The sequence below is a fragment of the Halobaculum magnesiiphilum genome (assembly GCF_019823105.1).
Taxonomy (GTDB): domain Archaea; phylum Halobacteriota; class Halobacteria; order Halobacteriales; family Haloferacaceae; genus Halobaculum; species Halobaculum magnesiiphilum.
Genome location: NZ_CP081958.1, coordinates 2,065,383 through 2,089,693, shown reverse-complemented (window position 1 = coordinate 2,089,693; position 24,311 = coordinate 2,065,383). Strand labels below are relative to the sequence as shown.

At 70.0% G+C, this 24,311-nt stretch carries 28 protein-coding genes; 15 read left to right on the top strand and 13 right to left on the bottom strand.

The window, feature by feature from the left end; genetic code table 11:
* Positions 1-113: 113 nt before the first annotated feature.
* Both K6T50_RS10600 and K6T50_RS10595 read left to right on the top strand, forming a co-directional pair.
* Complete coding sequence (locus K6T50_RS10600; RefSeq protein ID WP_222606571.1) at positions 114-1,910, top strand: DNA polymerase/3'-5' exonuclease PolX; 1,797 nt, start codon at positions 114-116, stop codon at positions 1,908-1,910.
* A complete protein-coding gene (locus K6T50_RS10595) occupies positions 1,907-2,443 on the top strand; it encodes a Mut7-C RNAse domain-containing protein (protein WP_222606570.1) in 537 nt (178 codons plus the stop codon). The genes K6T50_RS10600 and K6T50_RS10595 overlap by 4 nt, the downstream gene beginning before the upstream one ends.
* 66 nt (positions 2,444-2,509) lie before the next feature.
* Here the strand turns inward: K6T50_RS10595 and K6T50_RS10590 are convergent, their stop codons facing one another.
* Positions 2,510-3,559, bottom strand: coding sequence for a cell division protein CdpA domain-containing protein (locus K6T50_RS10590; RefSeq protein WP_222606569.1), 1,050 nt, complete (start codon positions 3,557-3,559; stop codon positions 2,510-2,512).
* A 185-nt stretch (positions 3,560-3,744) separates the two neighbouring features.
* On the opposite strand from K6T50_RS10590, the gene K6T50_RS10585 reads away from it, so the two are divergent.
* Together K6T50_RS10585 and K6T50_RS10580 are read left to right on the top strand one after the other, a co-directional pair.
* A complete protein-coding gene (locus K6T50_RS10585; protein ID WP_222606568.1) occupies positions 3,745-4,035 on the top strand; it encodes a DUF5789 family protein in 291 nt (96 codons plus the stop codon).
* Between the two features lie 83 nt (positions 4,036-4,118).
* Positions 4,119-4,568, top strand: a complete 450-nt coding sequence (locus K6T50_RS10580; protein ID WP_222606567.1) for a DUF302 domain-containing protein — start codon at positions 4,119-4,121, stop codon at positions 4,566-4,568.
* Here the strand turns inward: K6T50_RS10580 and K6T50_RS10575 are convergent.
* From K6T50_RS10575 to K6T50_RS10565, 3 genes are all read right to left on the bottom strand, one after another.
* Positions 4,544-4,981, bottom strand: a complete 438-nt coding sequence (locus K6T50_RS10575) for a hypothetical protein (RefSeq protein ID WP_222606566.1) — start codon at positions 4,979-4,981, stop codon at positions 4,544-4,546. The genes K6T50_RS10580 and K6T50_RS10575 overlap by 25 nt on opposite strands.
* Positions 4,982-5,084: 103 nt before the next feature.
* Positions 5,085-6,359: a DNA repair protein NreA gene (nreA, locus tag K6T50_RS10570; RefSeq protein ID WP_222606565.1), complete on the bottom strand. Its 1,275-nt coding sequence runs from the start codon at positions 6,357-6,359 to the stop codon at positions 5,085-5,087.
* Positions 6,360-6,689: 330 nt separating this feature from the next.
* On the bottom strand, positions 6,690-7,697 hold the full coding sequence (locus tag K6T50_RS10565; RefSeq protein ID WP_222606564.1) for a transcription initiation factor IIB: 1,008 nt from the start codon (positions 7,695-7,697) through the stop codon (positions 6,690-6,692).
* 85 nt (positions 7,698-7,782) lie between these two features.
* Here K6T50_RS10565 and rnhA point away from each other — a divergent pair, with 85 nt between their 5' ends.
* The gene (gene rnhA, locus K6T50_RS10560; protein ID WP_222606563.1) at positions 7,783-8,373 is read left to right on the top strand and encodes a ribonuclease HI; all 591 of its coding nucleotides are present in this window, start codon (positions 7,783-7,785) and stop codon (positions 8,371-8,373) included.
* 1 nt (position 8,374) lies between these two features.
* The gene (locus K6T50_RS10555; RefSeq protein ID WP_225935302.1) at positions 8,375-9,025 is read left to right on the top strand and encodes a DUF7108 family protein; all 651 of its coding nucleotides are present in this window, start codon (positions 8,375-8,377) and stop codon (positions 9,023-9,025) included.
* A gap of 48 nt (positions 9,026-9,073) precedes the next feature.
* Here the strand turns inward: K6T50_RS10555 and K6T50_RS10550 are convergent, their stop codons facing one another.
* The gene (locus K6T50_RS10550; RefSeq protein WP_222606562.1) at positions 9,074-9,439 is read right to left on the bottom strand and encodes a PadR family transcriptional regulator; all 366 of its coding nucleotides are present in this window, start codon (positions 9,437-9,439) and stop codon (positions 9,074-9,076) included.
* 333 nt (positions 9,440-9,772) lie between these two features.
* Between K6T50_RS10550 and K6T50_RS10545 the strand changes: the two genes are divergently transcribed.
* The 6 genes from K6T50_RS10545 to K6T50_RS10520 all read left to right on the top strand — a co-directional run bounded on the left by K6T50_RS10545 (position 9,773) and on the right by K6T50_RS10520 (position 13,768).
* Complete coding sequence (locus K6T50_RS10545) at positions 9,773-10,306, top strand: inorganic diphosphatase (RefSeq protein ID WP_222606561.1); 534 nt, start codon at positions 9,773-9,775, stop codon at positions 10,304-10,306.
* A 127-nt stretch (positions 10,307-10,433) separates the two neighbouring features.
* Positions 10,434-10,601, top strand: coding sequence for a hypothetical protein (locus tag K6T50_RS10540; protein ID WP_222606560.1), 168 nt, complete (start codon positions 10,434-10,436; stop codon positions 10,599-10,601).
* Between the two features lie 149 nt (positions 10,602-10,750).
* Positions 10,751-11,668 (top strand): rhomboid family intramembrane serine protease, encoded by a 918-nt coding sequence (locus tag K6T50_RS10535; protein WP_222606559.1) that lies wholly within the window; start codon positions 10,751-10,753, stop codon positions 11,666-11,668.
* Between the two features lie 4 nt (positions 11,669-11,672).
* A complete protein-coding gene (locus K6T50_RS10530; protein ID WP_222606558.1) occupies positions 11,673-12,539 on the top strand; it encodes an endonuclease V in 867 nt (288 codons plus the stop codon).
* A gap of 100 nt (positions 12,540-12,639) precedes the next feature.
* Positions 12,640-13,464: an SDR family oxidoreductase gene (locus tag K6T50_RS10525; RefSeq protein WP_222606557.1), complete on the top strand. Its 825-nt coding sequence runs from the start codon at positions 12,640-12,642 to the stop codon at positions 13,462-13,464.
* 4 nt (positions 13,465-13,468) lie between these two features.
* Positions 13,469-13,768, top strand: coding sequence for a DUF8152 family protein (locus tag K6T50_RS10520; RefSeq protein WP_222606556.1), 300 nt, complete (start codon positions 13,469-13,471; stop codon positions 13,766-13,768).
* Positions 13,769-13,794: 26 nt separating this feature from the next.
* Here K6T50_RS10520 and K6T50_RS10515 read toward each other — a convergent pair whose 3' ends face one another.
* Positions 13,795-15,018 (bottom strand): ArsA family ATPase, encoded by a 1,224-nt coding sequence (locus tag K6T50_RS10515; protein ID WP_222606555.1) that lies wholly within the window; start codon positions 15,016-15,018, stop codon positions 13,795-13,797.
* A gap of 236 nt (positions 15,019-15,254) precedes the next feature.
* Positions 15,255-16,355, bottom strand: a complete 1,101-nt coding sequence (locus tag K6T50_RS10510) for a pyridoxal phosphate-dependent aminotransferase (RefSeq protein ID WP_222606554.1) — start codon at positions 16,353-16,355, stop codon at positions 15,255-15,257.
* Between the two features lie 95 nt (positions 16,356-16,450).
* Between K6T50_RS10510 and K6T50_RS10505 the strand changes: the two genes are divergently transcribed.
* Positions 16,451-16,990: a CinA family protein gene (locus tag K6T50_RS10505; protein WP_222606553.1), complete on the top strand. Its 540-nt coding sequence runs from the start codon at positions 16,451-16,453 to the stop codon at positions 16,988-16,990.
* Between the two features lie 112 nt (positions 16,991-17,102).
* Positions 17,103-17,609 (top strand): metal-dependent hydrolase, encoded by a 507-nt coding sequence (locus K6T50_RS10500; RefSeq protein ID WP_222606552.1) that lies wholly within the window; start codon positions 17,103-17,105, stop codon positions 17,607-17,609.
* 54 nt (positions 17,610-17,663) lie between these two features.
* On the opposite strand, the gene K6T50_RS10495 is transcribed toward K6T50_RS10500, so the two are convergent.
* Positions 17,664-18,425, bottom strand: coding sequence for a PHP-associated domain-containing protein (locus tag K6T50_RS10495; RefSeq protein ID WP_222606551.1), 762 nt, complete (start codon positions 18,423-18,425; stop codon positions 17,664-17,666).
* A 167-nt stretch (positions 18,426-18,592) separates the two neighbouring features.
* Between K6T50_RS10495 and K6T50_RS10490 the strand changes: the two genes are divergently transcribed.
* On the top strand, positions 18,593-18,889 hold the full coding sequence (locus K6T50_RS10490) for a DUF7565 family protein (protein WP_222606550.1): 297 nt from the start codon (positions 18,593-18,595) through the stop codon (positions 18,887-18,889).
* Positions 18,890-19,093: 204 nt separating this feature from the next.
* Here K6T50_RS10490 and K6T50_RS10485 read toward each other — a convergent pair whose 3' ends face one another.
* The 5 genes from K6T50_RS10485 to K6T50_RS10465 all read right to left on the bottom strand — a co-directional run bounded on the left by K6T50_RS10485 (position 19,094) and on the right by K6T50_RS10465 (position 24,292).
* Entirely contained in the window at positions 19,094-19,549 is a 456-nt protein-coding gene (locus tag K6T50_RS10485; protein WP_222606549.1) for a transcription elongation factor Spt5, read from the bottom strand.
* 2 nt (positions 19,550-19,551) lie between these two features.
* Positions 19,552-19,725 carry a protein translocase SEC61 complex subunit gamma gene (locus tag K6T50_RS10480; RefSeq protein ID WP_222606548.1) on the bottom strand — a complete coding sequence of 58 codons (174 nt, stop codon included), beginning with the start codon at positions 19,723-19,725 and terminating at the stop codon, positions 19,552-19,554.
* Between the two features lie 260 nt (positions 19,726-19,985).
* Complete coding sequence (gene ftsZ / locus K6T50_RS10475) at positions 19,986-21,176, bottom strand: cell division protein FtsZ (protein WP_222606547.1); 1,191 nt, start codon at positions 21,174-21,176, stop codon at positions 19,986-19,988.
* Positions 21,177-21,349: 173 nt separating this feature from the next.
* Positions 21,350-22,882, bottom strand: coding sequence for a D-aminoacyl-tRNA deacylase (locus tag K6T50_RS10470; RefSeq protein ID WP_222606546.1), 1,533 nt, complete (start codon positions 22,880-22,882; stop codon positions 21,350-21,352).
* A gap of 84 nt (positions 22,883-22,966) precedes the next feature.
* On the bottom strand, positions 22,967-24,292 hold the full coding sequence (locus tag K6T50_RS10465; protein WP_222606545.1) for a sodium:calcium antiporter: 1,326 nt from the start codon (positions 24,290-24,292) through the stop codon (positions 22,967-22,969).
* Positions 24,293-24,311 lie beyond the last annotated feature (19 nt).

The window sequence follows — 24,311 nt, the reverse complement described above, 5'->3', positions numbered from 1 at the left end:
GTTGGGACGACAACCGCCGGTGCGGGGGCTGGGTGACCGCACCGGGACCGCCGACATCGAAGCCGATCCCGGCCCGTCGTTCTAAGTCACATCCACCCGGATGGGCACGTAGCATGCGCAACGCCGAGGTCGCCGGCCTGTTGGAGGAGTTCGCGGACCTGCTGGAGGCGCAGGGCGTCGAGTACAAGCCGAACGCCTATCGCCGCGCCGCCGACAACGTCCGCGACCACCCGCGCGCGATCGAGGACCTCGCGAGCGAGGGCGGCGAGGACGCCGTCGCCGAGATCGACCGCGTCGGCGACGCGATCGCCGCGAAGATCGTTGAGTACCTGGAGACCGGCGAGATCGCGGAACTGGAGGAACTGCGCGAGGACCTCCCCGTCGACATGGCCGCCCTGACGCGGGTGGAGGGCGTCGGCCCGAAGACCGTCGGCACGCTGTACGAGGAGCTCGAGATCACGACGCTCGACGAGCTGGAGGCGGCCGCCGAGGCGGGGAAGATCCAGGAGATCAAGGGCTTCGGCGCGAAGACCGAGCAGAACATCCTCGACAACGTCGCGTTCGCGAGGGAGGCGGGCCAGCGCCAGCGCCTCGGCGACGCGCGCCCGCTCGCGGAGGAGGTGATGGGCCACCTAGACGGCGAGGCGGCCGTCGAACGCCTCGACGTGGCCGGCTCCATCCGACGCTGGAAGGACACCATCGGCGACGTGGACGTGCTCGTCGGCAGCGAGGACGGCGAGGCGGTCGTCGACCTGTTCACCGACTGGCCCGACGCCGACGAGGTCATCGAGGCGGGCGAGCAGAAGGCGAGCGTCAGCGTCGACGGGATCCGTGTCGACCTCCGCGTCGTCGTCCCCGAGGAGTTCGGGTCGGCGCTCCAGTACTTCACCGGCTCGAAAGCCCACAACGTCACCCTCCGGAACCTCGCGATCGATCGCGGACTGAAGCTCAACGAGTACGGCGTCTTCGATGTCTCCGAGCTACGCTCGGACGGCCAGTCGGACGCGGACGCGTCCGACGATGTGAGCGACGTGGACGACCCGGACGCAGGACAGCGCGTCGGCGAACGTCTCGGCGGCGCGGCGGAGTCGGAGATGTACGGCGCGCTCGACCTGCCCGTCATCCCGCCGGAGTTGCGCGAGGACACCGGCGAGATCGAGGCGGCCGTCGAGGGCGACCTCCCGGACCTCCTCACGGAGGGGGAGATCCGCGGCGACCTCCACACCCACACCGAGTGGTCCGACGGCGCGAGCACGGTCGCCGAGATGGTGCAGGCGGCGGCCGACTACGGCTACGACTACCACTGCGTCACCGACCACGCCGAGGGACCGGGCGTCTTCGGCGACACCGGGCTGACGGACGAGGAGGTGCGCGAACAGGCCGAGGCGGTCGCGGCGGTCCGCGAGGACGTCGATATCGAGGTGTTCCACGGCGTCGAGGCGAACGTCGACGCCGACGGCGACGTGACCACGAGCGACGACCTGCTCGCGGACCTCGACATCGTCGTCGCCTCCCCCCACGCCGCGCTCGATCAGGGGGACGCGACCGACCGGCTGATCCGCGCCGTCAAGCATCCACACGTCGACATCCTCGGGCATCCCACCGGCCGGCTGATCAACCAGCGCCCCGGGCTGGAGATCGACTTCGAGCGGCTCGCGGAGGCGGCCGCCGACGCCGACACCGCGCTGGAGGTGAACGCGAACCCCGCGCGCCTCGACCTCCACGGCGACGCGGTCCGGGCGGCCGTCGAGGCAGGCGCGACGGTCGCGATCGACACGGACGCCCACTCCCCGGCAGAGTTCGGCAACGTCCGCTACGGTGTCCACACCGCACGTCGCGGCTGGGCGGAGGCGACGGACGTGTTGAACGCGCGCGACGCCGACGGGCTGCGCGCGTTCCTCGACGGATGAACGAGGACGGCGGGATGGGCGGGCACGGGGGCGAGGACACCCACGGCGACGCGACCCACCCGAGCGCGATCGCGCCCGACCGCGACGCCCTCCTGTTGGACGCCATGCTCGGAAACCTCGCGAGCTACCTCCGAATGTGCGGCTACGACGCCGCCTACGCGCCGGATCGGGGGGTCGAGGACGACACCGCGATCCGGTCGCTTGCGGCCGCCGAGGGCCGGAGGCTGATCACCCGCGACCGGAGCCTCGCGGCGTCGACCCCTGGCGCGGTTCTCCTGACCGAGCGCGAGACGACCGACCAGCTCCGCGAGCTGCACGAGGCGGGCGTTGCGCTGGAGATCGAAGCGCAGCCGTCGCGCTGTGGCGCGTGCAACGGCCCCGTCGAGCGCGTCGATGTGGACGAGGACGAAAACGAAGAACGACCCGAGTACGCGCCCGACGAGGGACCGATCTGGCGGTGTCTCGTCTGCGACCAGCACTTCTGGACGGGGAGCCACTGGGACGACGTGGCGGAGACGCTCGCGTCGCTGTGACTCACGGACGGGGAGCCGGCGAGAGTACCGAACGTCGACTGCTGTGCCCGAGGTACGAGCGGGTGTTCAGCGCGGGCTCCAGTCGTCGCACGCCTCCATGTCCTCCATCAGGTCGTCGTGGAGGCCACAGTAGGGCTGCATGCCCTGGTCGGTACGGACGTACTGGAAGTGCCCGCAGGAACCGCAGTAGGAGTCGCCGGGCGACTGGGATCGGGCCGTTCCTCGCTCCGACGCCGCCGACGACTCGACTGCGGGGCCCTCGGCCGACGGACCGATTCGGTCGATCCCCGGCGACGACTCGGGCTGTTGCCGTTCCGCGAGCGGAGTGATGTCGGACGACGACGCCCCGCCGTCGCTCGCCGCGCCCGCGGTCGGGTCGCCGCCCGGACCGGCGCCCCCGACGGGTCCGGCGCCGGAACCGCCGGCGGTCGACGCGGACTGGGGCTTCCGTTCCCGGTTCCGGCCGGACTCGGGGCGGTTCGTCTGCGTCTCAACGCTCCCGTCCGGGGTGGTGCCCAGCAGGCCGACGCCCCCGACGCTTCCGGTGGACCCCTTGGCGCCGCGGATCTCCTCCGCGGTCGATTTCGGTACCTCGATCACCTTCGTCTCCCCCTCGCGAGTGATCTCCAGGCTCACCGTTCCGCCGGGGCTGTTGCGCGCCTTGAAGTTCGCGACGCCGGTGAACAGACACCAGAACGTCGTGAACGCCCCGAGGAAGTACACGCCCGTCGTCGGGAGGGTGAGATCGGCGTACTGTCCGGCACAGCGCGCGCCCGACCAGTGACACGGGTACGCGTGGGCGAACAGCGCCACGCCGAGGACCGCGACGCCCGCGCCGACGACCGCGGCCGCCTGCGTTCGGCGGCTCGTCGGCATCACCGCCAGCACGCCGAGGAACGTCGCGGGGATGCCGAGCCCGGCGAGGATCCCGGCGGTCTCGCGCGCCTGGCCGAGGTTCCAGCCGAGCATGGCCGTCGTCAGATCCGTCGCCGCGATGACGATGCCCGCGACGACGAGGAGTGCACCCAGCGAGAACGACCCGACGCCCAGGTACAGTCGCCGAAGGCTGGCGTACTCGCCGACTTGGCCTTCGTACACCTCGGCGAGGCTGCTCATACACCGGTGTTATACCATCATCACTTAAAACGATACGTCAGACGTCGGCATGACGCACGTCCCCACGGTCCGCCGGTTCCGCCGCGATCGGCAGGGAGGGATCCGTGCTCGCCCGCCGCGACGGGGAAGCCGACCCGTAGCGGCGCTCCGAAAGGATTAGGCGGACCGTGGGCGAACTCGGGGACATGGCTGACGACGACGAACCCGAGGAGGAGGAGCCCGCCGTCGAGCTCGGCGAGGGTCCGACGATCGAGGGGGCGCCGCTGGCGCGTGTCGCCTCCCGGCTCACGTGGCCCCAGGAGAAATCGAAGGTGCTCGACAAGGAGGGCGACGCCACCGTCCGGACACCGGACGGCCCCCGCGACCTCGAAGACGTGCTGAGCGAGGTCGAGATCACCTACTTCGACCGCCGCCAGACGTTCGTCGACGCCGTCGAGGACGTGATCGGCCGCGGCCCCGTCAAGACGGCGGAGTAGCCGGAGCGAACCCGCACACGGCGGCCGGGCGCGAGGCGTGCATCGGCGCCAGCTTTTCGACGCCGCCCGTCGAACCGCGAGCCATGCAGCTCCCCATCGATCCCGAAGCGATCCGCGGCGACGACTACGGCGAGAAGCGCGCGACCCTGGAGATGGATCACGCGGACGCGGTCGAACACGTCCGCGAGACGTTCACCGCCCACGGCTTCGGCGTCCCGGTCGAGTTCTCGCCGTCGGAGCTGCTCAACGAGAAGGTCGAGGCCGGCCGCGACCCGTACTACGTGCTCGGCGCGTGTAACCCGCGGATGGCCGACCGCGCGCTCGACGCGACCGACGGCCGCATCGGCGGGTTGTTCGCCTGCAACGTCGTGATCTGGGAGGAGGAACCGGGCGTCCAGGCCGTGTACCACGTCTCGATCATGCGGATCGCGCGGCTACTCGGACTCGACACCGACGCCGAGGAGATGGACCGTATCATCGAGGAGACCGGCGAGATGGTCGACGCCGCCTACGCCGACCTCGACTCCTCGTAGTCGGGATCGTCGCCGTCGACGGGAGTGTCCGCGGTGTCGCCGTCGGCGTCGCCTGCGGTATCGCGGTCGGCGCCGCCCGCGGTGTCACGACCGGCATCGCCCGCGGTGTCGCCGGCGGCGTCGTCCGCAGCGTCGCCGTCGTCTGCATCGCCCGCGGTGTCGCCGGCGGCGTCGGCGGTCTCCCTCTCGGCCGCCCCCGTCTCCTCGCGGAGCGCACGTAGTTCCGTGCGAGTCTCCGCCAGTTCGCGTTCGAGCGACGCGATCCGGTCGTCGTCACCGTCGCCGCCGAGGAGCTTCACTCCCCCGAAGATCACGATCGCCGCCAGCGCAGATCCGCCGAACAGGAGCAGGAGCACGAGGAGGACGATCAGCAGTTCCGGACCGCCGGGGATCTGTCCGATCGGGAGGGCCATACCGGGGTGTCGGTGCCCGATCGAGTAACTCTGACGGCGGGGCTGTACGGAGACAGCACGGCTCCCGAAACCCGACCGACGGGAGCGAGCAGACGGGCTCGGGCTACGTCGTCCAGTCCGCGAGGCTCGACTGTAACCCCGCGACCATCGTCGACTTCCCCCGGAGCCGCGCGAGCGACACCGGCAGCTGCTCGCTCACGCCGCGGACGGCCTCCTCGAACGTCTCGGCCTCGCCGTGTTCGCCCTCGAAGGCGTTGCGGACGCTCTCGCGCACCTGCCAGACGCCGACCGGCCCCCAGTAGTCGTCGGAGACGTGTCTGAGGACGAGTACTTTCGCCTGTCGGCCGCGCTCGGAGAGGTGTTCGAGCACGCCGAACCGGGAGGCGTAGTACGCGCCCGCCGTCTCGTCGACGTACTGCGTCCGTCCCTCGCGGTTCTCGTGGGCCGACGAGAGGTACGTGTCTCCCTCGGGGTCGGGGTGCCAGATGCTCCCCGGCGACTTCATCTCGACCAACTCGAACTCCCAGTCGCCGGGCGCGAGGATCACCCAGAAGGCGTTGCCGAGGTACTCGTTGCGCCACACCTGGACGGTGTCGACGCTCCGGCGGTCGCGGATCGTCCCCCGGAGGTACTTCCCGATCGTGTCGTCGACGGCGGTGATGGACCACCGCGTCGGCACCAGCCGTCGCTGGTCGTCGCGGCCGAGCGCGCCCGCCGAGAGGACGGTGTTGATGTCGTACACGTCGAACCCGCGGCGATAGAGGTAGTTCATCGCCCCCTCCGCGCGCCAGTCGTCGTCCTCCAGCGTCTTCTTCACCGGCCGCGGGACGTGCGGGTTCTCCGTCAGGTCCGCGTCGGCGGCGCGGGCGCGCGGTCCCGTCGGCGTCGCGATGTCGTCGGGCGACACGTCGTAGTCGATGGCCGGGCCGTCGTCGAGGAACACCTCCACGTCGACCGGGCGGTCGGCGATGGCGACCTCGCGCTGGACGCCGAGGAAGCCGTCCCAGGCGTCGTGGACGCTCGCGGCCTCGCGCGCGTCGACCCCCTTGTTCGAGTTGAGCAGCGAGGTGCGCCGCTCGAACACGTCCGAGATGGAGACGTCCTCCTCGTACCACGCGCCGCTCGTCTCGTAGGTCGCTGCGTCGTCCTCGTGGCCGACCGGCGACAGCAGGCCCGTCGAGAGGTTCGGGTAGTTCGAGGAGCCGACGAAGATCGACGGCGAGACGGACCCGAACACCGAGTCGCCGTCGGTGGCCTCGTCGAAGCGGTGCTGGAACGACTCGAGGTGGTCCATCAGCTCGTAGGACTTCTCCTGTGCGAGCCGTCGGCGCTCGGCCCGCTCGTTCGCCTCGAACTCGACGTAGTCGTCCAGCTTCACGGTCGGTTCGACGTAGCCGCTCCGCGGACAAGAACGTTCCCCGCGCGTTCGTCGATGTCGGCGGTCGCGACGCTCAGGAGATGGCTGACAGGCGGTCGGTGCGTCGCCGGGACGGCCCGCGCGGGGCCGGCAGGGACGCGACACGCGACGGCTGACCGCACGCGCACACGGCTCGCGCCGTCCGCGCCGAGGCCTGAGCGGCCTCACACCCGCTGACCGTCGCGCGACGACTGTCAGGACACGGCGAGCGTGGTCCCGGTATCCGACAAAAACGTTCGCGGCGTCGCGGAGGCGAACGCGGGAGAACGTCGCTTTCGAGTCCGTCCTCGCCTATCCGTGGATCCCCATCGCCTCGATCTGTTCCTGGTAGCGGTTGCGGATGGTGACTTCGGTGACCTGTGCTACGTCGGCGACCTCGCGCTGGGTTTTCTTCTCGTTACACAGCAGGGAGGCCGCGTAGATGGCGGCGGCGGCGAATCCCGTCGGCGACTTCCCCGAGAGCAGTCCCTGCTCGGCGGTCGTCTCGATGATCTCGTTGGCCTTCGATTTGACCTCCTCGCTGAGGTCGAGTTCGGAACTGAAGCGGGGAACGTACTGCTTGGGGTCGACCGGCTTCATCTCCAGCCCGAGCTCCTGGGAGACGTAGCGGTAGGTCCGGCCGATCTCCTTGCGCTCGACCCGCGAGACCTCCGATATCTCCTCCAGGGAACGGGGGATGCCCTCCTTGCGACAGGCGGCGTACAGCGTCGCCGTAGCGACGCCCTCGATGGAGCGGCCGCGGATGAGGTCCTCCTTGAGCGCCCGTCGATAGATGACGGAGGCGACCTCCCGTACCGACCGCGGAACGCCCAGCGCGCTCGCCATGCGGTCGATCTCCGAGAGCGCGAACTGGAGGTTGCGCTCGCCGGCGTCCTTGGTGCGGATGCGCTCCTGCCACTTACGCAGGCGGTGCATCTGCGACCGCTTCTCGGAGCTCAACGAGCGACCGTAGGCGTCCTTGTCCTTCCAGTCGATAGTCGTCGTCAGCCCCTTGTCGTGCATCGTCTCCGTCACGGGCGCGCCAACCCGCGACTTCTCCTGGCGTTCGGAGTGGTTGAACGCCCGCCACTCCGGCCCGCGGTCCACGTGATCCTCCTCGACGATCAGTCCCGTGGGTTCGTGCATCAACTCGCCGTCGGCCGTGCGCACGAGGTCCTCCTCATCGAACTCCTCCGGGTCGATGTCCTCCTCCGTTTCCTCGTCCGCTTCCGCCGTCTTCGTCGCCGATCCGTCGCCTCGGTCGTCCCCGGTCCACTGCCGTCGCTCGCGCTCGTCACGCTGCCGGGTGGGCCCTGTCATCGTGTTTACAAGGTGTCGCCGTGGAGACAGTTAAGGGTTGGTCCCGATGGCAACGCTTTCTCCGCGTCGGCGGCCATCGACTGACATGCCGGTCATCGACTGCGACCCCGAGGCGGCCCGCGAGCGGGTGACGAACGCGGGTGTCGAGGTGAGCGCGGGCAACACCGACCACGAACGCTGGCGCGCCGAGCGCGACGGCGCCGTCGCGGTGGCGTACGACGACAAGGTCGTCGTCCAAGGGGGCGACCCGCAGCGCCTCGCGGCGCTGATCCGCGAGGGCGGCGGGCGCGGCCACGTCTACTTCGACGGCGCCTCGCGCGGGAATCCCGGGCCGGCGGCGATCGGCTGGGCGATCGTCACCGGCGACGGCATCGTCGCCGAGGGGGGCGAACGGATCGCGGACACGACCAACAACAAGGCCGAGTACGAGGCGCTGATCCGGGCGCTGGAGGCGGCCGTCGACTACGGGCTCGACGAGGCGGACGTCCGCGGCGACTCCCAGTTGATCGTCAAGCAGATCCGCGGCGAGTGGAACGTGAACGACCCCGGACTCCGCGAGAAGCGCGTTCGCGCGCTGGAGCTGTTGGATCGGTTCGACCGCTGGAGCATCGAGCACGTCCCGAGGGAGATAAACGAACGCGCCGACGAGTTGGCGAACGAGGCGTTCGAGGGCTGAGATGGAACCCACAGAGGACACCACCGACGCGACGCGAGCGGCATCGACCGACGAGAACCAGGGGGAGGCCGACACCGACGAGGCCGACCCGGGCGTCGACGGCTGGGACGAGGAACTCCCGAAGCCGACCGTCGACGCCGCCGAGCGACTCACCCGACTGGCCCGCGAGGTCGTCGACGAGGCGGAAGCCGAGGCCTACCGCGAGGACCGGGCCGACCGGCTCGCCAAGCACGGCTTCACCGCCCGCGTTCGCGAGGACGACGACACGCTCGTGTGCTATCCGGACGAGTGGATGGAGGACGGAACGGTGCAGATCGACCGCATCGAGGACACCGACCGCGCCGTCGAGGTGTCGCTCTCGGGGCCGGGCGACCCGGACGATTGGAGCGAGATCGAGGAGTACAACGCGGCGCTCGTGGAGCGGGTCGCCGAGGAACACGACGAGACCCACGCCGCGAACGCCCGCGCGTTCGCCGACTTCATGGGGAATCACTACGCGCGGCCGATGGACTCGGCCGACGCCGACGAGGTGCAGGAGTTCCTCGACGAGTACTTCCCACGCAACGCGTGGCCGTCGGAAGAACAGCGCGACGCCGTGCGGGCGTCGGTGCGGTACGTCTTCGAGGCCGCGGACGAGCGGACTCCCCTGTGAACTCGTCCGGCGGCGACGCCCCGCGGGCGGTTCTGTGCGGTTGTGCGGTTACGCGTCGAGCGTGTCGTCGACGAGCGCACGGATGTCGCCCGCGCGCGACTCGTCGGTGACATACTTGCCGACGACCCAGTCCAGGCGGTCGAGCACGGCCTTGCGGCCGGTCTCGGTCAGCTCGTACTGGTTCGTCCGCTTGTCGAGTTCGCTCTTCTCCACCAGGTCGAGCTCGACGAGGTCGTCGAGGTTGGGGTAGAGTCGCCCGTGGTTGACCTCGGCGTCGTAGTAGCTCTCGAGCTCTCGCTTGATCGCGAGCCCGTACATCGCCTCCTCCGAGAGGATGACGAGGATGTTCTGCTGGAACGCGGTGAGATCGCGCGCGATGTCGACCACTTCGGTTTTCGATTGTGCCTCTGACATGGTCAGCCGGTGAGAGGTCACGGGAGTATTTAATTGTTACCAACCAGAAAGAACGATTCGGCGGGTAGAGCCCCTCAGAAACGACTATTCGAACGATTCGCGATCTCCCATCCCCCCGGATTGTCGACTGCTCGTTTTCCAAAGAGATGCGTGAAAGGGATAAGGCCTCGGCCGTCTATATTCGGGTGGTCGGGCCCACGTCATCCCCGAGGAGTATCGCCGTCGATCGGACCGCGACGGTCCGTCCCCGCGGTCGCCGGCGGCAACGCTTCGTTCGCTGATTTCACCGCATGCCGAAAGGTCTTTGCTCGCGTTGGCGGAACCGCCAGGCGCATGACGAACCTCTGGGAAGATCTCGAGACGGGGCCGAACGCGCCCGAGGAGATCTACGCCGTCGTGGAGTGTCTGAAGGGAGAGCGGAACAAGTACGAGTACGACAAGGACATCCCCGGCGTGATGCTCGACCGCGTCCTCCACTCGAACGTTCACTACCCCTCGGACTACGGCTTCATCCCGCAGTCGTACTACGACGACGAGGACCCCTTCGACGTGCTGGTGCTCGTCGAGGACCGGACGTTCCCCGGCTGCGTCATCGAGGCGCGTCCGGTCGCGCTCATGAAGATGGACGACGACGGCGAGCAGGACGACAAGGTCATCGCCGTCCCGAGCGAGGACCCGCGGTACGACCACATCGAGGACCTGGAGGACATCCCGCAACAGCAGCTCGACGAGATCGACGAGTTCTTCGAGACCTACAAGAACCTCGAGGAGGGCAAGGAGGTCGAGACGCTGGGCTGGGAGGACAAGCAGGCCGCGATGGACGCGATCGAGCACGCCCAGGACCTCTACGACGAGCAGTTCGCGTAGGCGGCGAACCGCCCCGTTTTTCGCCGCGCTCGACCCCCGGATTAGCCGTGAGCATGGCCCCGCCCGAGCGCATACGTTATGAGCATGGGTAATCTTTTGTGGCACAACCGGCAAGGAATACCCGAACATGGCCGCGAAACAGCCCACCGTCGGCATCGACCACGTGACCGTCGTCCCGACGAACGCCGCCCGCGACGACGACAGTTCGACCGCCGACAGCGACGCGGACGACGCCGACGGGGACGGTGTCGCTGCCGCCGACGACGACCACGACCGCGCCGGCGACGACGCCTGATCCGACTCCCGACCGGACCGGATCGATAGGCCGTTCGCCGGTAGATCGACGGGCCACCCGTCGGTATCGGCCCGTCGGTCGTCGGCGCGTGTGTGCGTTCGGACACGGAAGGGGGCAGACATATACCCCGCCCGGGGCTAGGGCGGGTAATGGCGAAGTGCGCGGAGTGCGGCGAGTACGAGAACCTCCCGTACCAGTGCAGACGCTGCGGACAGACCTTCTGCTCGGAGCACCGGCTTCCGGAGAACCACGACTGCGCGGGGCTCGGGGAGTGGAACGATCCCGGCGGCGTCTTCGACTCCGGCTTCGACGACGGCGTCGAGGAGGGCGACTCCGGCGGCGTCGGGTCCCGGGTGAAGTCCAGGATCGATCGCGAGACGAGCACCGGGGGAATCATGGGCGCGTTCCGCGGGAACATGACGTACGTGTTCCTCGCGGCGATGTGGGTCACGTTCGCCGCGGAGTTCGCCGTACTGTTCACCGCCGGCGAAGTGCTGTTCGACGACCTGTTCGTTCTCAGCGGACAGAATCTGGTCGACGGGTATCTCTGGACGGTGGTGACCTCGGTGTTCGCTCACTCCCCGTTTGGTTTCTTCCATATCGCGGGCAACTCCATCGCGCTGTACTTTTTCGGCCCGCTCGTGGAGCGATACCTCGGATCGAAGCGATTCACGGTCATGTTCCTCGTCACCGGGATCGTCGCGGGGCTCGCACAGATCGGCACCGGACTTCTCCTTGGCGGTCCCCTGGAGGCCGGAGTGTACGGCGCCTCGGGCGCGATCATGGCCGTCATGGGATTCCTCTCGGTCGTAAACCCGAACCTGAAGGTGATGCTGCTCATCCCGCCGATCCCGCTGAAGATCCGGACGATCACGCTCCTGTACGCCGGGCTATCGGTGTTCGGTGTACTCGCTGGGGGCGACATCGTCGGCATCGCCCACGCAGCTCACCTCTCGGGGCTCGTGCTCGGAGTCATTTACGCGACCGTCGCCGACGGCCGACACGGCGTCCCGAACCAGATCGGCAGCGGCGGCGGCGGACTCGGCGGCGGCCGGCGGCGGTTCTGACCCGATGCCCGAGCCCGTCCGTCCGGAGTTCCTCCCGGACCCGGAACTCGACCGCGAGGCGATGGAGGCGCTCCAGCGCGACATCGCCGACGCCGCCGAGTTCGTCGACGGCCTCCCGTTCGACCCCGCGAGCGTCGATGTCTGCGGCGACCGCGACGACACCGTCGACCTCGACGACTTCGGCGGCGACGCGACCGACGGCGACGCCGAGGCTCCTCCGGCCGAGCGCGACCAGCGCGACGGCGACCCGGCCGGTGACCCGCCCCTCGTCGCCGGCGTCGACCAGGCGTTCCTCGACGACCGCGCCGTCTCGGCCGTCGTCGTGCTCCGCGGCGACGAGGTGATCGAACGCACGTACGCGGTGACAGAGCTGTCGATCCCCTACATCCCCGGGTTGCTGGCGTTCCGGGAGGGCGGTCCGATCGTCGATGCGCTGGCGACCATGGAGTCCGACCCGGACCTGTACGTCCTCGACGGGAGCGGCCGCGTCCACTTCCGGCAGGCCGGCATCGCCACCCACGTCGGCGTCCTGTTCGACGCGCCGGCCGTCGGCGTCGCCAAGAGCCTCCTGTGCGGGACGCCCGACGACCCGGTCGACGGCCGGCCCGCGGGCTGGCGGACGCCGGTCCGCGCCGACGACTCGGTCGACGCGCCGGCGGGGACGACGATCGGCCACGCCTACCAGTCCCGGCAGTACGACTCCTCCCCGGTGATCAACCCGCTGTACGTGAGTCCCGGCCACCGCGTGAGCGCCGGGACCGCGGTCGATCTCGTCGCGGCGCTGTGTGACGGCTACAAGCTGCCCGAGCCCACGAGGCTGGCGGACGCGTACGCCGACGAGGCGAAGCGCGAGGTCGCCGACGGCGAGTGACCGTGCGGAGCGGGGGGTGCGTCGCCGGCGACGCGGTCGGCCGATACGATCCGGCGACGAGACGGCGGGAGTTAACTTCGGGGCCCCCGAGGGCGCTGACATGACCAGGACCGTGCTCATCACGGGGTGCTCGTCCGGCATCGGGCGGGCGAGCGCCGAGGCGTTCCTCGAGGAGGAGTGGACGGTGTACGCGACCGCGCGAAACCCGGCCGACATCCAGACGCTCGGCGACCACGACGACTGCAGGATCGCGACGCTCGACGTGACCGACGGGGAGGACATCGAGCGCGTCGTCGACCGGATCCTCGACGAGGAGGGGCGCATCGACGCGCTCGTAAACAACGCCGGCTACGGCCAGTTCGGACCGATCGAGGACGTGCCGACCGACACCGTCCGCGACCAGTTCGAGGTGAACGTGTACGGCCCCCACCGGCTGATCCGCGAGGTGCTGCCCGCGATGCGCCGCCGCGAGGACGGCGCCATCGTGAACGTCTCCTCGGCGGCCGGCCGGGTCTCGTTCCCCGGCGGCGGCGTCTACTGCGGCTCGAAGCACGCGCTGGAGGCGATGAGCGACGCCCTCCGCAACGAGGTCCGCGAGTACGGGATCACCGTCTCGCTGATCGAGCCCGGGCCCGTCGAGACCGGGTTCGAGGAGCGCGTCGAGTCCGAGATCGACGGCCTCGACCGCTCGGGCGCCTACGAGTCCTTCTACGATCTCGTCGAGGACTACGACGCCATCGGCGGCGGCGGGTTCGGGGCAGTCGAGCCCGAGCGCGTCGCCGAGGACGTCGTCGACGCCGCGAGCTCGACGAAGCCGCCCGCTCGCTACCCCGTCGGCCCGCTCGCGACGGTCGCGGAGGTCGGCCGGCTCGTCCCGACCCGGATCGCCGACTCGCTGTGGTCGTTCGCGTCGAAGCTGTCGTGAGCCCGTGAGCGACACCGACGACGGAGAGACGGACGACCGGCTCGACGCCCTCCACGAGCACCTCGCCGCGACCGCCGAGCGGCCGGTCGCGCGGGCCGCGAGCGCCCACCTCGGGGAGGCCGAGGCCGTCGCGCGCGACCTCGCGGAGCGACCCGCCGAGCCGGAGACCGTTCGCGAGCGCGCGGGCCACGTCGTCAGGCTGCTCCGCGAGGCCGGCGACACCGAGGACGAGACCGCCGATGAACACGTCGCCGCGGCGCTGGAGATCGCCCGGGAACTCGCCGGCGACGACGACCCGGCGTAACCGTCCCGCTCAGGCCGGACAGGCGGTCAGGCCAGGCAGGCGGCGACGACGCGCAGGGCGTCCTCCCCGCGCACTTCGTCGGCCAGCAGGGGGACGCGCTTCACGTCGCGGCCGCGGTAGAGGTCGGTCGCCTTCGCGAGGCTGTTCTGCTGCACCTCCCAGCGACGCTGGCAGAACTCACAGTCCTCCAGGTTCGGGGTGACGATCCACGAGGGGTCGACGGCGTCGCCGAACGACGCGACCTCGCGCGGGTCCTCCATCACGCGGTTGACAACGAGCGTGTTCACCGGGATGGAGAACTCGTCCAGTCGCTTGACGAGCCGCTCGGACTCGACGACGCTCATCTCCTCTGGCACCATCACGACGCGAAAGTCCGTCTTTGTGGGGTCCTGTAACGTCTCGCGCAGGCGGGTGATACGCTCCTTCAGCTCGTCGAGGTCCGGCTCCCCGGCGGCGCCGTCGCCCATTCCGAACATCCCCTTCATCCCCTCCATCATCCCGGAGAACTGCTGTTTGAGCTTCATCATTCGCCCGACCATCGAGTCGAGCATCTCGGGCAGTTGGAGCAGGCGGAGCGTGTGCCCCGTCGGCGCGGTGTCGACGACGACGCGGTCGAAGCGCGGGTCGTCGAGGTGTTCGAGCAGTTGGCGCATCGCTGCCGCCTCGTCGGCGCCGGGCATCGTTCCGCCGAACATTCCGCCCATCGGCGAGTCGGCCATCGCCTCGCCCATCCCGCCGAGGCCGCCGAGGGGGCTCTCGCCGGCGGTCCCGCGCGCGTCGCCGCCGGCCGCAGCCCCGGAGCCGTCCCCCTCGCCGCCGGTCGCCATCCCCGCGCCGAACATCCCCTCCTCCATCGCGGCGTCGGGGTCGATCTCCGCGGCGTACAGCGGCACGTCCTCGCGAATACGCGACGGGTGGGCGGGGATGTCGGTGTCGAGCGTGTCCGACAGCGAGTGGGCCGGGTCCGTCGAGACGACGAGCGTCGCGACGCCGTCGTGGGCGCTTGCGAGGGCGGTCGCCGCCGCGCACGTCGTCTTGCCGACGCCTCCCTTTCCGCCGTAGAGGACGTACTCCGGGGCGTCCGGGCTATCGAGTCCGGCCGCACCGCGCACGTCGATCTCAGCGCCCATCCGCGACGGCGCCGCGTCGTCGCCGCCGGCGCCGGCGTCAGCCTCGTCTGCGCTCGTGGGATCGTCCGGATCTTCGGGGTCGTCGATCTCGTCGACCGGCTCCACGTCGATGTCGCTCATTGCCGGGGTGGAGGAGACGGGAACTTGTCTATCCGTTGGTCGTGGAACGACCGAACATTCGGGACGACCGAACACGCGGCCGTCGGAACGCGCGACGGTTGAAAGACGATGACGGCACCACCCCGTCTCGGACGTTCGGGGTCGTCGGCGCCGACCCACAGTCCGCGTCGCCCCTCGCGTACCGCCGGAGCGCCCGGGGCCGAGCAACGGAAGCGACAGCCGTCCGTCGACGGCGGTCAGCCGAAGTAGTCGGTGAGCCGTGCGGCCGCCTCCTCGACGTGCGGCGTCACCAGGGCGAACCGGAGCCACTCGTCGCGCGCCGAGCCGAAGGTCTCGCCCGGCATCCCCGCGACGCCGCCCTCGTCGATCAGGCGCTTCGCGTTCTCCATCGTGCCTGGGACGTCCTCGAAGCGCGCGAGGACGTAGAAGGCGCCGTCGGGGGAGGTGTACTCGGCGCCTGCGGCGTCGAGCGCGTCGGTGAACGTCGCGGCGCGCTCGCGCAGCATCGCGCGAACGTCGGCGTAGTACTCGGCGTCAGTCTCGCGCAGCGCCCGCAGCACCGCGGCCTGCGGGGGACGCGAGGTCGTGACGTTGACGAGCATGTGCCGGGTCTTGGCGGCGTCGACGAGGTGTTTCGGGAACACCGCGTAGCCGACGCGGAAGCCGGTGATCGCCATCGACTTCGAGTAGCCGGTCGTCACGATCACGCGATCGCTGTCGAGCGTCAGCGCCGACTCGAACGCGCCCGTGAAGTCGAAGTGGTCGTACACCTCGTCGGCGACGAGCGTCGCGTCCACCTCCTCGGCGAGGTCCGCGAGGTCCCGCATCGTCTCCCGGGAGTACACCGCGCCGGTGGGGTTGTTCGGCGTGTTCACCAGGATCAGGCTCGTCTCCTCGCTTGCGGCCTCGCGGAACCGCTCGGGGTCGAGCGAGCCGTCCCGTTCCGCGGGGACGAGCGTCGCGTCCGCGTCGAGCAGCTCGGTCTTTCCCGGGTAGTACGGGTAGACCGGGTCGGTCAGGAGGACTTCCGAGCCGGCGTCGCGATCGAGCGCCGCGGCCATCGCGAGGTAGTTCGCCTCGCCGGTGCCGTTGGTGACGACGATCCGGTCGGGGTCGACGTTCCGGCGGGCGGCGATCTCCTCGCGGAGGTCGCGAAGCCCCTCGCTGGGCGGGTACTGGAACTCGTCGGGGTCGGCGTCCGCGTACTCGCGGAGCCCGTCGCGCAGCGCGGCGGGCGGCTCCCAGTCGGGGTTGCCCGACACCATGTCCACCACGTCGCGGTCGGCGGACGCGGCGTACTGCATCACGTGAAAGAACTGCGGGCGCTCGTAGTGCACGGCTTGTCGGCGGTACTGCGAGCCGTCGCTCCTTCACTCCCGCGGTCTTAAGCCGCCGACCGCGGTCTTAAGCCGCCGCCGAGAGACCGTCCGGTATGCGTGAATCCGAGACACGCGAGCCCGAACCCGGTCCCCGGATCGAGGAGCGCGTCGGCGACGCGCTCCGGGACGCGGACGGGACCGTCGCGACCGCCGAGTCGTGCACCGGCGGCCTGATCGGGTCGCTGCTGACGGACGTGCCCGGCTCCAGCGACTACTTCGACCGCTCGGTCGTTACCTACAGCTACGACGCGAAGCTGGAGGAGCTGGCGGTGCCGCGGGAGCACCTCGACGCGGAGGGGGCCGTCTCCGAGCCCGTCGCCCGCGCGATGGCCCGGGGCGTCCGCGACACCGCGGGCGTCGACTGGGGCGTCTCGACGACCGGCATTGCCGGCCCGGAGGGCGGCAGCGACGAGAAGCCGGTCGGGACGGTCTTCGTCGGCGTCGCGTACGCCGGCGCGTGGGGAACCGGCGAGAGCGGCGCGACCGTCGAGCGCTACGAGTTCGACGGAACCCGGACGGAGATCAAAGCGCGGATCGCGCGACGGGCGCTTTCGGACCTGCTGGCGGCCGTGGAAGAACGCGAGTCGGAGTAGCGGGTAACCGAGTCGAAGTAGCCGGGAACCCGCCAGTACCGCGCGACCGCGACCCGATCGGAGCGAGCCGGGAGCCGAAACGGTTTGGTCGCTCGCGGCGGCACGGGGAGACGTGAACAAGAAGGGCCACGTGCTGAACGCGATCCTCCTCGCGATCGGCTTGGGCTATGTCTTGCAGCCGTCGGGCGATCTGGAGACGTTCCGCACCATCGCCGAGCTGTTCGTCCCGCTCGTGCTCGGCGCGCTGTTTCCCGACGTGGACACCGCCTTCGGCAAGCACCGCAAGACGCTCCACAACCTCCTCGTCCTCGGCGTGATCCTCGCGTATCCGATCTACTTCGGGAACCTCCAGTTCGTCTGGATCGGCGTCGCCACGCACTACCTCCTCGACGTGGTCGGGAGCAAGCGCGGCATCGCCCTGTTTTACCCGCTCTCGAGTACCGAGTACGGGCTTCCGGTCGGGGTCCCCACCTCCAGCAAGTGGGCCGACACGCTCACCGTCGTCATCACGCTCCTCGAACTCGCCGCGCTCGCCGCGGTCCAGTACTTCCTCGTCGACCTGAACACGGGGACGCCGCGGGAGGCGGTCGCGACCGCCCTCGCCGGGCTGCCTGTGTGAGGCGCACGCCGGCGACGGACTCCGGACCGGGGTCGAGCGCGCCGCGACCGCCGATCAGTACACGGAAACGTCGTCGAACCGCCCGTCGTAGGCGATGTGTCGCGGGTGCGTCGCCTCCATGCCCGAGAGGAGCAGACGGTCGAGCTTCCCCCACGAGTTCTCGTACCCGAGATGGGCGAACTCCACCAGCCGGCGGAGTCTCGTCGCCGGATCGCTCCGTTTGACCACCGAGCGGGGGACGCCGTCCTTCAGTGCCGACACGAGCGCGTCCTCCCCGCGAACGTCGCCATCGAACTCGGTCCAGGCGGCGCCGACCGTCCCGTGGACGTGCGCGTACGAGGAGCCGAACGTCGGCAGGTCGAACGCCTCGGCGATCCGACGGCCGCGGTCGTTTTGTCCCCCGAACAGCTTCGCGTTGTACGTCTCGACGCCGTCGATCCGGTCGCGGTAGGCGCCGACCTCGGCGCGGGTGAGGCTCACGTTCATGAACTCCGGGTGTGGGACGAGCACCGCCGCGCCCTGCCGCTCGAACTCCGCGAGCGCCGCCTCGAAGGAGATGAAATCGGGGACCGGATCGGAGAGGCCGATCGCGAGGAGGTGACGGCGGTTCCCCCAGTCGCCGGTGAACACCTCCCGCGCCGGCACCACGGTGAGGTCGTCCGTCGAGAAGCGCTCGGCGCGCTCGCGGATCTCGGGCAGGCGCGTGAAGTGCGGCGCGTACACGAGCGTGTCGACGCCCGACTCCCGCGCCCGCTCGACGACGCGCTCGTCGAGCACCTTCACGTGGGGGTCGACCCGCGTCCGTCCTCCGGTCACACGCGGAGGTACGTCGGACCGAGGTTAGTGATTCCGCTTTGGGATAGAGCGCGGGCGTGGGGGCCGACCACCGCGAACGGGGACGGGAACGGAGACGGGAACGGGGACGGGGACGGGGACGGGATCCCACGGGAACGTTTAAGCGAGCCTGTCGTCTGCATCCTGGTATGTCCCGGTGGGCCTGTGGCCTCGAGGGGTGCGACGCGGCGTTCGACGCGGTCGAGGACGCCGTCGTCCACCAGACGACCGCACACGACCGACACGAGTGTCAGGTGTGTGGCGCCGTCGTCCCGGACGGGTACTTCGCCATCCGGCACGCCTTCGACGAGCACACACGCGCCGAGTTCGTCCGCGCGTACGACGCCGACTCCGACGACGTCCGCGAGCGCGAGCGGATCAAAGCCGACATCGAGGATATCGCGGACCTGGACCGGATCGTCGAGCGCGTCGACGGCGCGGTGTGAGCGTCGCGCCGGAACACGGGATCGAGATCGACCCGGAAGCCGTAGCGGTCGAACCGGAAGATATGGCTTCGGACGACTGAGAGCGGCGCGGAGAAGTCGGACGGCGCGGTTCGCGGGGTTGAACTATCGGTCGCGTGAGTCGAGGTCCTACCGTTCGTCGGAGGCTGCTCACGGGCCGGAGGCCCGTTCGCATGGTACGACGAGCTATCGCTCGTCGCTATCCAGCACCCGGATCTGGTCGCCGCGGACCGTCACGGGGATCGGGACGGTCGCCTCGTACAGCTCGACGGTCACCTGGTCCTTGCCCTCGTCGATGCGTTGCACCTGCGCCTTCTCGCCCTTGAACGGGCCGGCGATGAGCTCGACGATGTCGCCCTCGGCGATCCCCTCCACGTCGGGGGTGGGCGAGAGGAAGTGCTCGACCTCCGACATCGACGACTGGCCCGCCTCGCCGCCGGGGCCCTCGACGAGCCCGCGTGCGTGGGGCACCTCCTCCAGCACGCGCCGGATGATCGCGTCGTTGTCGGCCTCGACCATCACGTAGCTCGTGAGCTGATCGGGCGCGAGGACGGCGTGGATCTCGGCCATCTCCTTGCTCGCGATCATGTCCGCGACGGTGCGCTCCTGGCTGGCCGTCGTCTTCACCGAGTAGATCGGCACCGTCAGATCCCCCCGGTGAGGACCGACATGACCGCGAAGATGACGAATCCGAGGAACCCGACGAGGAAGATGCCTGCACCGGCGATCTTGGAGATCTGGGAGAACTCCTCCCAGGAGGGCGTGCTCGCCAGCTTGAGCACCCTGACGTAGCTTGTCAGGTCGTACTTGACATCCATGGTTATCGGGCGTACTTCGCCGCACCTTCTATATCTGTTGCTCTGCCCCCGAACCGGCCGTCACGGCGACGCACGCGCCGGGGAGGATAGGCTGCGCGCGCTGTGGTTGAGTGCCTGCGCGGGCCGCGGTGAATGGGCTGCGCGGGCCGTGGAGACCGGGCTGCGCGGGCCGCGTGATATGCGGGAAAACGGATCGCGGAGGGCGCCGAGGGCGGGGAGTCGCCGCCGCGGGACTCCGGCGTCGGCGACGAACGATCGGATTATTCGACGTAGTCGATGTCCTCGAGGTTGTCGCCGGCGGCGACCTGCGCGGCCTCGTTGCGGCCGTAGATCTGCGGGGAGTCGACGCCGGTAACGACGATCATCGTGCGCATCTGACCGTCGAGCTCCTCGTCGATCGAGGTACCCCAGATGATCCGCGCGTCGGGGTCGATCCGGTCGTAGATCTCCTCCACGACGCCCTCGGCCTCCTCGATGGACATGTCCGAGCCGCCGGTGACGTTCACCAGCGCCGAGTTGGCGCCGGAGATGTCCACGTCGAGCAGCGGCGAGCGGAGCGCCGACTGGACCGACTCCTGGGCCTTCGTGTCGGAGTCGGACTCGCCCAAGCCGATCATCGCGACGCCGCCTTTCTCCATCACGGTGCGGACGTCGGCGAAGTCGAGGTTGACGAGGCCGGGCTTGGTGATGAGCTCGGTGATGCCCTTGACGCTGCGCATCAGCACCTCGTCGGAGATCTTGAACGCCTGCCGGACGGGGAGCTTCCCGACGGCGTCGAGCAGGCGGTCGTTGGGGACGACGATCACGGTGTCGGCCACGTCGCGGAGGCGTTCGAGCCCCGCCTCGGCGTTCGTCCGTCGCACCTCGCCCTCGGCCGTGAACGGCGTCGTGACGATGGCGATGGTGAGCGCGCCGATCTCGCGGGCGGCCTTCGCGACGACGGGCGCCGAGCCGGTGCCGGTGCCGCCGCCCAGCCCGGCGGTGACGAACACCATGTCAGAGCCCTCGAGCGACTCGGCGATCTCCGACTGCGACTCGATGGCCGCCTCCTCGCCGACCTGCGGGAGCGATCCGGCGCCGCGGCCCTGGGTCTTCTCCTGGCCCATCAGGATCTTCGTGTCGGCCTCGATGTTGACGAGGTGTTGCACGTCGGTGTTGGCCGCGACCAGATCCGCGCCGTGGATCCCCTCCTCGGCCATCCGGTTCACCGTGTTGCCGCCGGCGCCGCCGCAGCCGACGACGGTGATGTTCGTCTGGAGGTCCTTCAGGACGTCCTGAAGCTCCTCGTCGGTCATCTTCCCCGTGCGCGGAGCGTCGTCCCCCGATCCGGACGAGTCCGCCGCGGCGTCGGCGCCGGCCTCGCCGGACGCCGGGTCCGCGGAGGCACCGTTCTCCCCCGCTTCCCCGGCCTCCTCGGCCTCGTTGATCGCGTCCTCAACGATGGAGTCCATAGGTATGGGCAGCCGTTGCCGACGGAGAGTTATTATCCTTCCCCCTCGCGTCTTGCCTCCGTCAGACGCCCTCCCGTCTGTCGACGTGCGCCCGGAAGGCGGAGACTGCGCCGACATCGGCCCCTCCGAAGACCGGCCGATCACCGTCCGACCGGTCTCTGGGCACCCTTCAGTCAGACAGAAAACACTTCCTCGCGCTCGCGAGCGACCGTCTCCGGACGGATCGTCTCGCCGTCGACCTCGACCGGCTCGCCGGCCGAGAGCGCGCCGAACTTGGGCCCCTCGGGGATCCCGAGCGTCGCCGCCCGCCCGGGGTCGAACGACTCGACGCGGGCGACGACGTCGCCGTCCTCGCGCGTGACCTCGTCGTACTTCTCGGCGAGCACGGCTGCGAGGTCGTCGACGAGCGCGTCGTACGGGTCGGCGGCGAGATCGGCGGCGCCGTCGTCGGCGTCCGCGTCGTCAACGGCGTCTACAGCGTCCGCGGGGTCAACGTGGCCGGGTTCGGGGTCGACGGGGAGCGCGACCCAGCCGGCCGCGCGCGTCCCTGCCTGCTCGGTCTCGAAGGCGACGGCGTGGCGCTCGACGGCGGCGCGGGCCGCGTCGGCGTCGATCCCCTGCGCCTCCGCGAGCAGGTCGGCGGGGAGATCGACGACGCGGTAAGCGTCGGCGTGTTCGGCGAAGTCGGCGCCCTCAGCTTCGATGTCGCCGACGCGGTCGCCGAACCGGAGCCCGTCGTCGACCGGGCGGAGGTCGGCCTCCAGCGACGCGACGAGGTCGAGCGGGCGGTCGTCGACCGCGCGGAGCCACGTCTCGCTCACGACCCGCACGTCCCGGTCGGCGAGCGCCCCCCGGAGCACGGGGCGGTCGCCCTCGACGAGCGCGAACGCGGCGTCGCTGGCGCGGATCGCCGCATCGAGCACGTCGCCGTGTTCCTCGGGATGACCCAACTCCTCCAACTGCCAGTCGGAGGCGATGTGTCCCACGCCCCACGTCGTCCCGCGGATCACGCGCTCGAACTTCGGGGCGTAGTGGCCGCCCCCGAAGCCGACGACGTGGCGCGGGCGGTCGGGGTCGCCGACGGCGACGCTCGCCTCGCGGGCCGGCAGCTCCAGCACCGCCCGGGCGACGGCGTCGGCGCCGTCCGGGTCGTCCCACTGCTCGTCGTCGCTGCCGAGTTCCGCGAACACCGCGGGCGTCGCGAGGTCGGTGGGGCCGTGGTGGGTCCCCTCGATGGCGACGCCGTACCCCTCGGGGGCGTGCTCGTCGAAGCCGTCGACGAGCGCGCGCTGGACGCCCGGGCAGGCGGGCGCGAACGATCCGGGCTCGCCGCCGTACTCCGCGTCCCCGAAGTTGCCCGTGAAGTGGCACGTGAGCAGCGGCCCGGTGTCGCCGGAGTGCCGGGAGACGAACACCAGATAGTCCGGAGGTTCGGAGAAGGCGGGCGTCGGGTCGTCGAGACGGATGTGGAGGTCGTCGAAGCTTCGGAGTTCGAACCGTGTGGGCACGTCGCCGGCAGAGTGTTCGTCGCGTCGGCCGACCGCGTCGGCGGCGACTGCGTCGGCGTCGAGCGTGTGGTACGTCCCGCCGCCGTCGGCGTCGTCGCGGGCCGGGTCCGTCCGTTCGGTCCACTCGGCGCGCGCGAGCAGTCGCTCGGCGATGTGAGTCGAGGCGCGGTCCGCGCGGGAGACGACGATGCCGATCACTGCTCGGGGGTAGCGGCCCGGCGGCCGAATACGCGTCGGTTTCCGACGGGAACTGGAGCGTGGGTGATCAGTTCCCGACGGCGGTTAGTCGGCCGGCTGTTCGGCGTCCCGGCCGACCGCGTCGCGGATGGTCGTTCCCGTGAGCGACGCGACGTCGCGGATCTCGTCGCGGCGGGTCGCGAGGAGTCCGACCGTGAGCACGATGTAGAGGACGGTGTACGCCTGCAGGAGGAGGATCGAGTTGGCCTCCGCCGCCGCCTCGGTCATCGTCCGGATGAAGTAGAACTCGATCAGCACCTGCGAGAGGAACAACACGAGCAACACCAGCGCCTCGCCCACCGAGATCCGGAAGTTGATCAGGATGGCGAGCGCGAAGAAGCTCTGTGCGGCGGTGATCCAGATCTCGGCGGCCTGCTTTCCGTCGAACATGAGCACGCCGTACTGACCCAGCGAGATGCTGTAGACGACCGCGAGCGTCCCGATGAGCAGCGTCCACTGGTTCAACTTCGAGGAGATGAGCGCGTTGAACGCCGCCGTCGCGCGCGCCTTGTTGACGAGGTACGCGGTGACGATGAGCTCCGGGCTCTCGGAGGCCAACGGCGCGATCCACTGGATCATGAAGAACTCGGGGATCCCGTACTGGAGGCCGAGCCCCTCCAGCCCGTGGGCGAACGGCTCGACGGCGGTGAAGATCAGCAGCCCGGAGTAGCCGAACAGCCCGAGGACGGCGGTCGCGCGGACGGGGAACGGTTTCGACTGGAGGTACGCGGGGACGCCGACCTGGTCTTCGATCTCCTCCACGTCGCCGCGGATGACGACGAGGATGTACGCGGCGTACAGCCCGACGAGCACCAGCGTGTCGATCCCGCCGATGCCGCCGCCCAGCGGCACGGTGAACGCGTAGACGGTCGCGGCGAACAGGAACGCGATCTCGAGGGCGATGTCGCGGTCGAGCGAGACGTAGTCGCCGAACGCCCGGTCGGTCGTGACGACGTTGGGATCGTCGCCGCGGGTGTACGCCTGATAGATGGAGAACAGCGCGATGCCGGACCAGCCGATGCCGATGAGGATCCGGTTCGCGCCGGTCATGTTCGCGACCGCGAGGTTCGCCGCCTGCACGTCGCCCTGGCCCGCCTGCCAGGCGTACAGCGCGTCGACGGCGTACTCGGGCGCGACCGCCAGCACCGCGAGCACGGCGATCGCGAACGCGCGCGGCACGTCCTTCTCGGCGGTCTCCGCGCCCCACGCGAGCAGGAACGACGCGCCCAGCACCGCGACGCCGCTCACGGCGACCGTTCCGATCGTCGAGAACGCCGCGGCTCGCCCGGTCGCCCACGAGACGATCCACGGGAGGGTCAACGCCAGCCCACCGAACAGCGCGATGAGCGGGCTCCGAAGGCGTGAACTCATTACTGCCACGGAGCCGGGG

Coding starts and splice junctions, on each gene's coding strand:
- K6T50_RS10600 (WP_222606571.1), top strand. CDS start 114: ATGCGCAACGCCGAGGTCGCCGGCCTGTTGGAGGAGTTCGCGGACCTG.
- K6T50_RS10595 (WP_222606570.1), top strand. CDS start 1,907: ATGAACGAGGACGGCGGGATGGGCGGGCACGGGGGCGAGGACACCCAC.
- K6T50_RS10590 (WP_222606569.1), bottom strand. CDS start 3,559: ATGAGCAGCCTCGCCGAGGTGTACGAAGGCCAAGTCGGCGAGTACGCC.
- K6T50_RS10585 (WP_222606568.1), top strand. CDS start 3,745: ATGGCTGACGACGACGAACCCGAGGAGGAGGAGCCCGCCGTCGAGCTC.
- K6T50_RS10580 (WP_222606567.1), top strand. CDS start 4,119: ATGCAGCTCCCCATCGATCCCGAAGCGATCCGCGGCGACGACTACGGC.
- K6T50_RS10575 (WP_222606566.1), bottom strand. CDS start 4,981: ATGGCCCTCCCGATCGGACAGATCCCCGGCGGTCCGGAACTGCTGATC.
- K6T50_RS10565 (WP_222606564.1), bottom strand. CDS start 7,697: ATGACAGGGCCCACCCGGCAGCGTGACGAGCGCGAGCGACGGCAGTGG.
- rnhA (WP_222606563.1), top strand. CDS start 7,783: ATGCCGGTCATCGACTGCGACCCCGAGGCGGCCCGCGAGCGGGTGACG.
- K6T50_RS10555 (WP_225935302.1), top strand. CDS start 8,375: ATGGAACCCACAGAGGACACCACCGACGCGACGCGAGCGGCATCGACC.
- K6T50_RS10550 (WP_222606562.1), bottom strand. CDS start 9,439: ATGTCAGAGGCACAATCGAAAACCGAAGTGGTCGACATCGCGCGCGAT.
- K6T50_RS10545 (WP_222606561.1), top strand. CDS start 9,773: ATGACGAACCTCTGGGAAGATCTCGAGACGGGGCCGAACGCGCCCGAG.
- K6T50_RS10540 (WP_222606560.1), top strand. CDS start 10,434: ATGGCCGCGAAACAGCCCACCGTCGGCATCGACCACGTGACCGTCGTC.
- K6T50_RS10535 (WP_222606559.1), top strand. CDS start 10,751: ATGGCGAAGTGCGCGGAGTGCGGCGAGTACGAGAACCTCCCGTACCAG.
- K6T50_RS10530 (WP_222606558.1), top strand. CDS start 11,673: ATGCCCGAGCCCGTCCGTCCGGAGTTCCTCCCGGACCCGGAACTCGAC.
- K6T50_RS10525 (WP_222606557.1), top strand. CDS start 12,640: ATGACCAGGACCGTGCTCATCACGGGGTGCTCGTCCGGCATCGGGCGG.
- K6T50_RS10515 (WP_222606555.1), bottom strand. CDS start 15,018: ATGAGCGACATCGACGTGGAGCCGGTCGACGAGATCGACGACCCCGAA.
- K6T50_RS10505 (WP_222606553.1), top strand. CDS start 16,451: ATGCGTGAATCCGAGACACGCGAGCCCGAACCCGGTCCCCGGATCGAG.
- K6T50_RS10490 (WP_222606550.1), top strand. CDS start 18,593: ATGTCCCGGTGGGCCTGTGGCCTCGAGGGGTGCGACGCGGCGTTCGAC.
- K6T50_RS10480 (WP_222606548.1), bottom strand. CDS start 19,725: ATGGATGTCAAGTACGACCTGACAAGCTACGTCAGGGTGCTCAAGCTG.
- ftsZ (WP_222606547.1), bottom strand. CDS start 21,176: ATGGACTCCATCGTTGAGGACGCGATCAACGAGGCCGAGGAGGCCGGG.
- K6T50_RS10465 (WP_222606545.1), bottom strand. CDS start 24,292: ATGAGTTCACGCCTTCGGAGCCCGCTCATCGCGCTGTTCGGTGGGCTG.